The following is a 12,446-nucleotide window of genomic DNA, read 5'->3' on the forward strand; positions in this document are numbered from 1 at the left end:
CTATAGACTTTGCCCCAGAAGCAGGTCTTTTTTTTGCGTCATCATGCCCCGGTAGTTAACAAAAAAGATTTACTTTGGCATCCAAACACATTTAATCAAAGATATGGCATCAGGCTTTTTTGCAATTTTAGACGACATAGCTGCTTTGATGGACGACGTGGCTGTTGCGGCCAAGCTCGCTACAAAAAAAACAGCCGGGATACTTGGTGATGACTTGGCCGTGAATGCCGAAAAATCAACGGGCTTTGTGTCATCCAGAGAAATCCCTGTTTTATGGGCAATTACAAAAGGGTCCTTTATTAACAAGCTAATTATCATCCCAATAGCTTTATTGCTGAATATTTTTTTACCGACTGCCATTATCGTCATACTTATACTGGGTGGTTTTTACCTCGCCTTTGAAGGGGTTGAAAAAATAGTGGAATACTTCTTTCATAAAAAACAACCTGCACAGAAAGCAGCCGTTGGAGAAATAAAAGAGGATGCTGCTTTAGAAAAAACAAAAATAAAATCAGCCGTCACCACCGACTTTATCCTATCTGTTGAAATCGTTATAATTGCCTTAAGTACCGTTTTAAACAATAGCTTAATTATGCAAATTTTAACCATATCGGTTGTTTCCATAATAGCTACTGTGGGTGTTTATGGCATTGTAGCGCTGGTGGTTCGCATGGATGATTTTGGATTTAAGCTGATTGAAAAATCGAAGAAAAAAGGCTTTTTAAACACCCTCGGTCTGTTATTGGTAAGAACGTTACCCGTTGTTATCAAAATATTTTCGGTGGTAGGAACCATAGCGTTACTACTTGTATCGGGGGGTATATTTGCGCACAACATCGACTATTTACACCACATTTTACCCGAGTGGCCAACCCTTTTAAAAGAATTTACTTTTGGTGTGATAGGCGGATTATTGGCTTTGGCTTTAGTGGCTGCTGCTAAAACAATCCTTTCGTTATTTAGAAAAAATACCTGATTTGAATGCCTGTTTTGCCTTTTGAAAATTAAAAACACGTTAAACCCTTATCATCAATAACCTCAATCAAATGAAAAAGAACAACTTATTCGAAGACAAGAGTCTCGAAGAACTCAAAGCGACCAAAGCGAAATACCAAAAAATAGCCGCGGCAGTAGCAGGTCTTATGACCGTAGCTATCATCTTTATTGTGTATGTAGCCATCACAACTAAAAATTGGGGACAACTGGGTACCCTTGGGGTGATTGGAACATTATTGCCTTTATTCATCAGTATCCAAAACTTGGATAAAGAGATCAAAAGAAGGGAACAAAATAATTAAATCTCTGCATTGCTAGAATAGTTTTACAGCTTTTTGAATTTTCCTTGGTTCAACGTTTTCCGAAAACCACCCCAAACAAAAAACAATCTGCCTCTTTGTTATACGGGGAATGCGCCGAAAGCTACTAACGATGCTTTTAAAATACCCGCTTCCCAGATAACCTGAACATTACGTTGTATTATTAAAAAAATATAATAAATAATTTCTTTAACACAATTATTGCCCCATTGTTGGCCAATAATAGCCCCACACTGTGAAACTTTCACCTCGAAAAGAAGCCTAAAACCCTCCAAAAGGGGATGGTATGGTTATTTTGGTAAATAGAGCCAGAGAGATAATCTCTGAAAATGAGCATAGAGAAAGAGAGGAGAAATGGAAGAGCGGAATGTCTTACACATGGAAAAGAATCTTTCTCTTTGTTAAAATCAAAAACCATTTTTTTAACAAACCATCTTTTCGTTAAAATGGAAAACAACCAAAAAAGCGGAAATCAGAACCGAGATTCTGAGCAACGCAACAACCCTCAACAACAAGGTGACAAGTCGCAACAAGGACAAGGTCAAACCCAACGTCAGGATTCCGGCACTAAACAGCAGGAACAAAGACAACAAGGTGGCCAGACGCAGCAGGGCGACCAAAGCCAACAGCGCCAACAGCGCAGCGGTGAAAGTGATGCAGACCGCGAGCTTCGCGAGGAGCAAGAGCAAAAACGACCTAATGATAGCCCAAGTCGCTAGCGATGGTTCATAGAAAAAGGGGGGATTCCACGGAATCCCCCCTTTTTCTATTTTTTATCTTACTCTAAAAATCCGATGCGAAGTGTAGGTTTTGCCGAAGGCGTCAGTCGTTCGAACAGTCAGTCGGTGCGTACCGGGTGGTAAATCTGTCGGTAATTTTCCTTGCCAAATGTGCGTTGACACACTGGGCTTATCCATGCTCCAGCCAAAGATTTTATCCAGTTTGGTGTCGTTGACGGTTGCTTCCAAATAGGCACTTTGTTGAAACATAAGCATATTTCCGGGGTCGCTCTGAGGAGTGAGCATCAAAGGCGTCCAATTCGTTTGAGCCGCCAATTGAAACTCTACCTTGGAGCGAGCCGAGCCAGCAAAAACATTGACCCGCAACTGCGTGGTATCTAGTTCTGCCTTGGACAGCTCATCGGGCCAATAAATATTCATTTGATAGTCGTCTGGCCGACGAGCCGCTTTGAAGCGAATGGCATATTTGTTGCCGTCAAACGTCAAAATAGAATAGCCGTTGGGTGTCCCGTCGTTCATCGTTGCGTGCGGAATACCCATTTCATCTTTCAGGCCGCACCACCAACTTCCCGAAATCGTGGCATTGACAAAATGATGATGCGGAGCCGCGTTGGTCCAACCGTATTTTTCATCCACCCAAAAATTAATCATGGTGTGTGTATGTCCCGACGTCGAAAACGTGTGCGGGCGCTTTTCGATGAGCTGAAAGATTTCCTTGCGGTTATCACAAATCACAATCGGAATGTGCATCAGCAAAACGACCAATTTGTCGTCGGGAACGTGGGCAAGGTAATTTTTAACAAACGCAATCTGTGCTTCCGTAAAATGGCCTTTGTATTTTCCGTCGGGCCCGAAATACACGTTTTTGAGACCGACAAACGCCACTTGGCCTTCTTCAAAAGCGTAGGTACTGGGGCCGTAAAAACGCTCAAAGGTTTCATCACTGAACTGGTCATCGGATGCTCCACGGTTAAAATCATGGTTACCAAAAATGTTGTACCAAGGCACGCCGATTTGCCCGATGCTGCCATTGATTTCCGCAAAAAGGTTAGGGTCATCGGCCACAATATCGCCCAATGAAATACCAAAACGCGCCTTGGTTCCGATGCATTCTTCGACCACGTCGTGCGTTACGTAATTGACCTCCGTCAGCCCCCGTGTTTGCGTGTCGCTGAACAACAGCACCGAAAATTGCGTTTCTGACTTCTGCTTCCACAACGGAAAATCAATGGAACTGGGCAGCGCACCCGTAGGCGCTACTCCCTCCGACTTGGTAGAGGGCGAGCCGTTGGGTTTATGCAAATAATAATGTTTCGGCAGGTTATCGCTCGTCAGCGGAACGGCATACTCGGCAGGTTTAATCACAAAAAAGCCCGTATCATCGCCCGCGGGTAGCGTCCATTTACCATTTTTATCAGTCTTTACCACTTCCTTGCCGTTGGAAACGCATACGTTGGCAATGCCCAGCTCGCCCCTATCTTTTCGACTGTTTTTGTTAAGGTCGTGGTAGACCGTGCCAGTAGCGGTGGTTTGGGCGAACGAGTGCCAACCTATTAGTAGAAAAATGCTGCACACTACCTGCTTCATACTAATTTAAAATGGGTTTAAGAGCATATTTGTCATCTTGTAAAAATCTAACTTTATGCTTTTAGTGGTTCTTAATTATTCCTGTATAAAAACAAACTGAACGCTACCTAACAACAACCTATTCTCTGCGCACCATAGGCCCTTTCGTGGCGATGTGCACGGATGACAAATCGAAAGATTTATTTCTTCATCAACCAAATCTCCGTCACTTGTGAGCCGCGTTCTCCTTCGCCACAATTCCAAATAAACGTCACTTTTCCGTCGGCGGTGGCTTTTTGGGGAACGTCAAATTCGAAAATAGGCTGCTCGCCCGTTTGAAGAAAATCGTGGATAACGGAGCCGTCGTCGGTGGTGAGTTTCATGCGTGACCGAAAACGCCCCGTGTACGAAATTTTCATTCGGTACGACGACTGCGGTTCTAATTCATTGTAGGCGATTTTCAGCGGTTGGTCATAAAGCGTTTTGGCTTGCTTCATCCACACACGCGGCGTAACCTGCCCTTTAAAGCCCGTGGCTTTGATTTCGTCGACCCATTCTTCACCCACCAAACCTACCCCAAATCCAATGCGGGGAGATTGCAAACTGCCGGGGTCTTTTTCCCAAGACACCTCCGACACCACTCGGTGCCAGCTTTCGGGAGAACCAAAATGATCGTAAAAGCCACCAAGCCCAGGGTCGGTACGGCGAAGCAACTGGTCAATTTTCTGCAATCGTTCGGTCTCATTGCCCAATTTTTCAATTTTTGATAATTGGTCTAAAAGGTAGGGCGCATCATTGAGCGGAATGTCGATATTATCCACAAAATTGCCGCGTCCCGACATTGCACCGTGTTTAGAAATCGTCAACTGTGCCCCGATACTTCTATACAATGAATCTGCCAATGCAAAGCACTTGCGGCGGTAATCGGGCAGGATAGGCCACTTCCAGGCTTTTTCCAACGCCGTTTTGGCCCGCTGAATCGTGGCCAGTGAACTGCCAGACCGTACCCTTTCCAGAATATCTTTGGCTTCCTGCTCCACTTCGGTCTCGTACATCAGGCGGCGGCGCGTGTAGGCATCGTAATACACCCGAATCAGCCCCATCTGGAAGCGCGGATTTTGCAACAGTTCGGGCGACGCATTGTTTTCCATCGTTTGCCATTGCATCAGCGTTCGAGACACCGACTCGTTGGTCATCAGCGGTCCTTTTAAATTGTTTTCCAACGCCACCAATCCCTGCGCAACGGGTTCTTGATATTCAGGCCCAAAAAACAGGCGGGCGTAGTCACGCAGTGTTTCAATGACGGGCATATCTGGATTCCAGTCCTGATCGCTCCACACAAATTTGTTGACGTCGTCGTTGGTGCCTTCCGAGTAGCTGATGCTCCCCACGCCGTATTCATCCAAGGCATTATGAATCATTTTTTCATCGTGCGGACGCGGATTGATGCTCTCCCGCCCGAGCGTCATGGCGTAGGCCAAATCCCAGTGCGGCACGGGGTATTGTGCACTGTAATTGTGGGTAATATCGGGATAATGGCGAATGGGAATCGCAGGATTTATCACTTTACGAATTTCCGCAACGGGCATTTTAACCCACGGGCCAAACACCACGCCCCCAAACCACGGATAGTTACGATTGATGTGCGAATAAAACGCATCAAACCATTTTTTGGTGGGTCGAAATACCTGTGGCGACACCCATATTTTGGCCTTGGGATGGTATTTTTTTAACACAACGGCCATTTTTCCGAGCCACGCAAACATTACGTCGGGCTCTAAGTCGCCTGGGTCACCGCCGGGTACAAACACGTTGTCGAGTTGAGAAACCGTAGAAAAAATCTCGTGCCGCTCTTTCAATTCTTTTTGAATAGAATCAGGATGCGTGTAGTTGGAGCCCATGTTGGGGTACCACATCCACACGTCCAAGCCGTATTCTTTACAAATACGGGCTTGCTCCGCAATCATCTTGATGGCAGGCAGCTTCATATGCCGACTCGTGGCGTCGTCGTCGGTGCGGGGAGGCAGGATTTCGATACTGTTGGCCCCAAAAAGTGCTAATTCTCGAATATATTGGTCAAACTGCTCCACCGTAAAGGCGTCGTAGGCGTTGGTTTTGGGGCGGTAGCCCAACTGATGCCCGCGAACGGGGTACTTAGGACTCGTAGCCAACACCAGCGTAGTCGGAACGGTAACTAATGTATGGCTCATTTCCATTTTCCGCAAGAGCCGGCCTACGCCGTACAAAATTCCGCGGGCGTCTTTGCCCACAATAAAAACCGCTTTGGTGTCGGGCATTACCAACAACTTAAACCCTTCGGCGGCGATGGCGGGCAGTTTGCGAATCTCGTCACGTACTTTGGTCGGCAACGCTGACAAATCACTTTCCAACGCAATACCCACGTAGGGCTTCCCATCCGACGGGAGTTTATTAAAAAGGGGCCAATCCAAGCGGCTGCGTTTTTTTACTTCCTGTTGTAATATCTCAACACTTCGCCGCAACACCTGCTTATCAGAAATTGAAGTATAGATTCGTGCCTCAGAAATATCAATGGTTTGGGCAAAACCCGAAAGACAGAACAACAACAAAAAAACAAATAGTATTTTATTCATAATCAGATAGATATTAAAACAAATAGTCAAAACACGTAGGGGCGGGCCTTGCGTCCGCCCCTGTTTGCGTCCGCCCTTTTTCGATGCGGTTAGAAATCTTTCGCGGTTACTGGGCAGACGCAAGGCCTGCCCCTACGTTACATTTTACATTTATTATTTTAGGTTTTTCGGTTCATATACCAAAATATATTTGGGCGTCATACGCCGTTGCGGGCCTGCCCCTACGGTTTAAATTTCAGCATTCGGGCCCTGATTTCGGGTACTTCATATTCGCTATTTTGCACGGGGAAACCCACTTTTTCGGGAGCGGGGCCCACCCATTCCGATTTTTTTTCAGCAATAGAAATCGTTCCTTTTGTAGAGATTTCAATCACGGTATAAAGTGGGTCTTTGTAAGGAGCGGTGTATTTTATCCATTTAAAATCTTTATCAATTTGTTCGCTGTACCGCACGTGGCCATATTCTTCTCCCAGCCATTTGTACGACATCGAATTGATACACACGTACCAGATGCCATTGATATTGTCGGCGCGGTCGTAGTGAATGTGTCCGTAGAAATTGACAATAATTTTATTCTTTTTGGCCTTCGCATTGTGCGCTTCTAGCATGGCCCGAATATCGGCCGAATTGTCAACACCGTCTTTCCCCAATCCTTGATGTGAGAAAATAACGATGGGTGTTTTGGCTTTCGCTAATTCATCTTTCAGCCACGCCAATTGCTTCTCTCCGATGTATTGCTGATAGCCTTTTACGTCGGGTGTTTTTTTGTCGTTTCCGTCCAGTACGATAAAATAAAAACCATTTTGTTGGAATGAATAATACGAAGAGGACATACCACGGTAAGCCAATGCCTGCGGTAGAGAAAATCCTCCGTCCATTTCATGGTTGCCAATGACCTGATATTTTGGGCCAGCATACGACTTCCAAATATCAAATCCGTAGGCATACTTGGGCGCGGGCGTACCAAAATCACCGAGTTCGATGATAAAATCGGGCTTGGCGGTCTTCATGCTGTCCATAAAAGCCGTGAGGCGCTCTTTGGCGTCGTGCATGGTGGGCACATGCACATCCGTAAAGAGACCAAACTTTACCTTTTGTGCCTTTTGAGCAAAGGAGGTGGTGGAAAGGAGAAAACCGAAAAACAGTAAAACAGTAAAATAACAAACCGAAAATGGGTTTGCCCGCGCGGTGTAAAAATGGTTTTTCATACATCAACAAATTATTCGAGTAAATCAATGCTTGACAATCAGATGTTGTTACAATTTGATAAATATCTTTTTTTGAAAAAGAAAATAAGCGGGGACAAAATTGACCGAAACAAAAAACAGTGCGTACAACAAACTGGCCAAATTGGGCGCAACGCCTGCGTTAATTAAACCATTGACAACGTGCTGATTGAGCGAATAGTCGCCGAATTTTGCCCCGTAAAAAAAGAGTGCTAACACGTCTCCCAATACATACACCGCAATGGCGTTTGCGCCAAAGATAATTCCGGGTTGGGTACCCTTGGTTTTGCCCAAAACATCGACCATAAAATATAAAGCCCCCAGAAGCAAGGCCGCAAAACCCGACGTCACGAGGACAAACGAACTCGTCCAAAGGTTTTCATTGACTGGAAAACCCAAGCCCCAAAAATACCCCAATGCCGCCGAAAACACACCCGACGTCATGAGGTAATTAACCTTTTCGTTGGGGGTAAAGGTACTTTGCAACAACCGCCCCGCCAGCATTCCAGTTATGCCCGACACGATGGACGGAAACGTACTCAGGATACTTTCGGGGTCCCATGTGCCCTGCCACATTTTGCCCGGCAGAAATTTACTATCAAACCACGCCACCAGATTTACGCCCGGTTCTAGCATCACTTTCCCCACGCCGGGCGTAGGAATCAGCGTCAACGCCAGCCAATAAACGACCAGTATGAGGCCCCCAATCCAGGCCTGTTGTTTCCAATTTGTATTCAAAAACAAAATAGCACACCCCAAAAATACAAATGCAATGCGGTGCAGTGTACCCGTCCAACGAATGTCGCTGAAATCAAAGTTGGGCATCAGGTTCAAAAACATTCCCACCGCAAATATCTTCAGTGAGCGAATGACGATTTTCTTGTAAAGTTCTCCTTTCGGACTGCCGTCCTGCTTGCGTTTGGAATACGCAAAAACAATCGAAACTCCCACCACGAACAGAAAAAAAGGCGCTACCAAATCAGTAAAAGAAAGGCCGTTCCACTTGGTATGACGTAGGGTAAAAAAGACATGCTCATCGCTGCCTGGAAAATTGACCATGAGCATGGCCGCAATGGTAAACCCTCTCAGCGCGTCTAGCGAAATGAGTCGGTTGGTTTGGGGTAGCATCAAAAGGAAGGGATTAAGTCAATGTTAAAAATTACTTCAAACCTGAATGGTATTTTTAATACGTGCCACAGTATTATTAGGGCTATTTAACCCCGCAAATTATGCGTAATATTTTACATAGTGCGTTCCTCTTTACAACAATTCTTGCGATTATCAGCTGTAAATCAACCCAAAGCGGTGAGTTTGACCAAGCTGGCAAGGTGGCTATTTCGTGGGAATTGGTCAGTAATTTTGTGGGGCCAAAAGATACGTTTGAAGCCAAATTTTACCTAAAAAACAACGGAACGCTCACGTTAAATGACCGTGATTGGGCATTATTTTTCAACATGGCTCCGCGCCCGCTCACTGGGCATCCGACTCCCCAACCCGCTACCCTCGAACACATCAACGGCGATTGGTACAAAATGACACCCAATAAGGGCTTTCGTCTAGCCCCTGGCGACTCGCTGACGGTGAGTTATCGGGGAACGGAAGGCATCATAAAAGAAACCGACGCGCCTTTGGGCTTGTATTTTGTTTTTTATGATAAAACAGGAAAAGAGACACAAATCGTACAGCTTGACCCCTGTATTGTGGTTCCCTTCACTAAAAAAGAGCAATTGCTGCGCGGAATCAACGACGAAGACCCGATTTTGACCCATGAGCAGCAATACAAAGAAAATTTGGGCGTCAGTCCAGTCAGCGCCGACCAATTGTTGAAGGTGATTCCGACGCCCGTGAAAGTAACGCCCAGCAAAGGAACCTTTACCTTGACGGCCTCCATGCCCATTCATTACCAAAACGGACTGGAGAGCGAAGCCAAATTGCTCGCTCAACGTCTCAGGGAGTTGACCGGCGGCGATATCACGGTAAAAAATGCTGCCCCTGCTGCCAACACGATTTCATTGCAAACAGGCAAAATCGCCGTTAACGGCATCAGGAAAGAAGCCTACCAACTGAACATCAACGCCAAAGGGGTTTCTATCGTCGGCAGCGACGCAGCGGGGGTTTTTTATGGCACTCAAAGTTTGGTAGCGCTGATTCCGACCCAATCGTTTGTTCAAAAAGCGGCTTCGGTTGGTTTGGATTACGTTCAAATCGAAGATGCTCCACGTTTTCACTTTCGTAGTATGCAGCTCGACGTGAGCCGAAATTTTCAGACCAAAGAAACCCTCTTACGGCTGCTGGATGTGCTGGCGTTTTATAAACTCAACCACTTTTTATTGTACACTACCGAAGATGAAGGCTGGCGATTGGAGATTGAAGGTTTGCCCGAGCTGACGCAGGTAGGTGCACAACGTCAACACATTTCCTCGTACAAAAATGCCGCGCTGCACCCGGGCTACGGTTCTGGACCAGTTGCATACGAAAAAGGCAAGCACGGTAGCGGTTTTTATACCAAAGCAGATTTTATTGAAATCCTAAAATACGCCGCTGCACGGCACATCAAAATCATTCCTGAAGTAAATCTGCCCGGACACGCCCACGCCGCCATCAAAGCCATGGAGGCGCGCTACGAGCGGTTGATGAAGGAAGGCAAAGAAAAAGAAGCCAACGAATACCGTCTCATTGACCCTGATGACAAATCGGTGTACCTATCGGCGCAGGGCTATAAAGACAACGTAGTGGACGTAACGCGGGAGTCTACGTATCATTTTTACGAAAAAGTCACTGACGAAATCATCAAAATGTACAAGGAAGCAGGGCTAACGCTCGACCTTTTCCACATCGGTGGTGATGAAGTTGCCGCAGGCGCTTGGACGAAGTCCCCTTTGGCACAGGAGCTTCTCAAAAAAGACCCAACTATTGGCAATGAATACAACCTACATCCATATTTTATTCGTCGATTGTTGCCAAGACTCCAAAAACGCAACCTTCAGGTACACGGGTGGGAAGAAGTTTCGATGATTAAAGACAAAGAAGGTACGTTGAAAGTCAACCCTGAATTTGCAGGCAAGAACGTCATTCCTTACGTTTGGAACAATGTGTATGACCCCGACATGGGGTATAGAATCGCCAATGCTGGCTACCCTGTGGTGCTCTGCAACGTCACCAATTTCTATTTTGATTTGGCCTACAACAACGACCCCAAAGAGCCCGGTCTCTATTGGGCGGGATTTGTAGACACGCGCGACAATTACACCTTTGCGCCCTACGATATGTTCAAAACCACCTACACCACCGCCATGGGCAAACCCATGGTGTTTGATAAAGTGGAACGCCTCAAACCCGAAGCCCGCAAAAATATCATTGGCGTAGAATGTCAGCTCTGGAGCGAAACCGTCAAAGGCCGCGACATGATGGAATATTATACTCTACCCAAGCTGATGGGATTTGCCGAAAGTGCCTGGAGTGCCGAGCGCCCGTGGGAGAATATCGCCGATAAAACCACGCGAGAAAAAGCCATTCAAACGGGCTGGAATGTATTTGTAAATACGTTGGCCCAGAAAGAGTTACCACGGTTAAGCCATCTCAACGGCGGGTACAATTACCGCGTACCGTTACCAGGAGCCCTCATTGAAAGCGGCACCTTGAACGCTAACGTAGCCTTTCCAGGATTAACAATTCGGTACACTACTGACGGCAGCGAGCCCACCCAAAAATCAACAGAATACAAAAGTCCAGTAAAAGTAAGCGGTACCGTTAAACTGAAAAGTTTTGATGCGTCTGGCAAGGGAAGCCGAACCGTGATTGTGAATTGATTAAACTAAAAAACACAAAAGAATCATCAGTAAACGGAATTTACTGTCCAAAATTCCTAGGGTCGGTATTGCTTCAACAGTCCACAACTTTACGGTAAATAAATAGGTAACTAGCGGCAGGATATACCCTGTCGCAAGAATGAAAAAAAGAAAACGATTAAAAAAGAGTGAACATGAAAATAGGTGTAGATTTAGGAGGAACAAAAATAAAGGCGGGTGTCGAAACAAACGGTTCGATTATTCGGCAGAACACCATATTCCTTCAACAAAAGGACTCGTTATCGGCTACTTTAACCCAATTAATCAATCTTATTAAACCCCTGACCGACTACCCCGCCACCAGCATTGGTATCGGTGTGCCGTCGGTGGTGGATGTTGAACGCGGCATCGTGTATAACGTTGCGAATATTCCCTCATGGGAAAAAGTGGCCTTGCGTGATATTTTAGAAGAAGAATTCAACCTGCCAGTATTTGTCAACAACGACGTCAATTGTTTTACCCTCGGAGAGCACCGTTTCGGAGTGGCCAAAAATTACAGCTCGGTTGTTGGGATGACCATCGGCACAGGCCTTGGTTCGGGATTAATCATTGATAATCAGTTATATACAGGACACAATTGCGGGGCGGGAGAAATAGGCCTGCTTCCTTATCGCGACCATAACCTTGAATACTACGCTTGCAGCAATTTTTTCGATTCTATCCACGGCACCACCGCCCTAGAAGCAAGCCAAGCGGCACTTAATGGTAACAAAAAGGCCATCAATATGTGGTCTGAATTTGGGGTACATATCGGGTGTGCCATCAAGGCCGCCATGTACGTATTTGATCCAGAAGCCATTGTATTGGGCGGGTCGATTTCCAAAGCCTATCCTTTATTTAAGGCGGGAATGTTGGAAACGCTCAACGATTTTGCCTATCCGCAGTCGCTCAAACGCCTCAAACTGCTTCAATCTCAAGATGATGATATTTCAATGTTGGGAGCCGCCGCGCTGGTTTCGCAAGACTTGAAGGTGAAAGTTTAGGAGCAATAGAACTGGAAAATGTAAAACCGCGAGGGTGGTTTTGTGAAAAAATAGATTTCAACTTTGCACGGGACCGAGTCGGTCGGTTTGCCATTTTACATTTTTCAGTTTTGCGGCTCCAATTGCATCGTTTGCGCCATTCGTATTAAGAATTA

9 protein-coding genes are annotated in these 12,446 nt (G+C 46.0%); 5 read left to right on the top strand and 4 right to left on the bottom strand.

Annotated elements, in window-relative coordinates:
- The first annotated feature begins 103 nt into the window (after positions 1-103).
- The 3 genes from GVN20_RS04075 to GVN20_RS04085 all read left to right on the top strand — a co-directional run bounded on the left by GVN20_RS04075 (position 104) and on the right by GVN20_RS04085 (position 2,035).
- A complete protein-coding gene (locus GVN20_RS04075; RefSeq protein ID WP_166557084.1) occupies positions 104-976 on the top strand; it encodes a DUF808 family protein in 873 nt (290 codons plus the stop codon).
- Between the two features lie 70 nt (positions 977-1,046).
- Positions 1,047-1,298, top strand: coding sequence for a hypothetical protein (locus GVN20_RS04080; protein WP_166557085.1), 252 nt, complete (start codon positions 1,047-1,049; stop codon positions 1,296-1,298).
- A gap of 347 nt (positions 1,299-1,645) precedes the next feature.
- The gene (locus GVN20_RS04085) at positions 1,646-2,035 is read left to right on the top strand and encodes a hypothetical protein (protein WP_166557086.1); all 390 of its coding nucleotides are present in this window, start codon (positions 1,646-1,648) and stop codon (positions 2,033-2,035) included.
- Positions 2,036-2,089: 54 nt separating this feature from the next.
- On the opposite strand, the gene GVN20_RS04090 is transcribed toward GVN20_RS04085, so the two are convergent.
- The 4 genes from GVN20_RS04090 to GVN20_RS04105 form a co-directional block, all read right to left on the bottom strand.
- A complete protein-coding gene (locus GVN20_RS04090) occupies positions 2,090-3,643 on the bottom strand; it encodes a calcineurin-like phosphoesterase C-terminal domain-containing protein (RefSeq protein ID WP_166557087.1) in 1,554 nt (517 codons plus the stop codon).
- A gap of 179 nt (positions 3,644-3,822) precedes the next feature.
- A complete protein-coding gene (locus tag GVN20_RS04095) occupies positions 3,823-6,234 on the bottom strand; it encodes a hypothetical protein (RefSeq protein WP_166557088.1) in 2,412 nt (803 codons plus the stop codon).
- Positions 6,235-6,455: 221 nt separating this feature from the next.
- Positions 6,456-7,442, bottom strand: a complete 987-nt coding sequence (locus GVN20_RS04100) for a metallophosphoesterase (RefSeq protein ID WP_166557089.1) — start codon at positions 7,440-7,442, stop codon at positions 6,456-6,458.
- A 48-nt stretch (positions 7,443-7,490) separates the two neighbouring features.
- Positions 7,491-8,588 (bottom strand): acyltransferase family protein, encoded by a 1,098-nt coding sequence (locus GVN20_RS04105; protein ID WP_166557090.1) that lies wholly within the window; start codon positions 8,586-8,588, stop codon positions 7,491-7,493.
- A 101-nt stretch (positions 8,589-8,689) separates the two neighbouring features.
- Between GVN20_RS04105 and GVN20_RS04110 the strand changes: the two genes are divergently transcribed.
- Together GVN20_RS04110 and GVN20_RS04115 are read left to right on the top strand one after the other, a co-directional pair.
- Entirely contained in the window at positions 8,690-11,269 is a 2,580-nt protein-coding gene (locus GVN20_RS04110) for a family 20 glycosylhydrolase (RefSeq protein ID WP_166557091.1), read from the top strand.
- A 173-nt stretch (positions 11,270-11,442) separates the two neighbouring features.
- A complete protein-coding gene (locus GVN20_RS04115; RefSeq protein WP_166557092.1) occupies positions 11,443-12,291 on the top strand; it encodes an ROK family protein in 849 nt (282 codons plus the stop codon).
- Positions 12,292-12,446: the final 155 nt, after the last annotated feature.

Source organism: Runella sp. CRIBMP (assembly GCF_009905605.1).
Lineage (GTDB): Bacteria > Bacteroidota > Bacteroidia > Cytophagales > Spirosomataceae > Runella.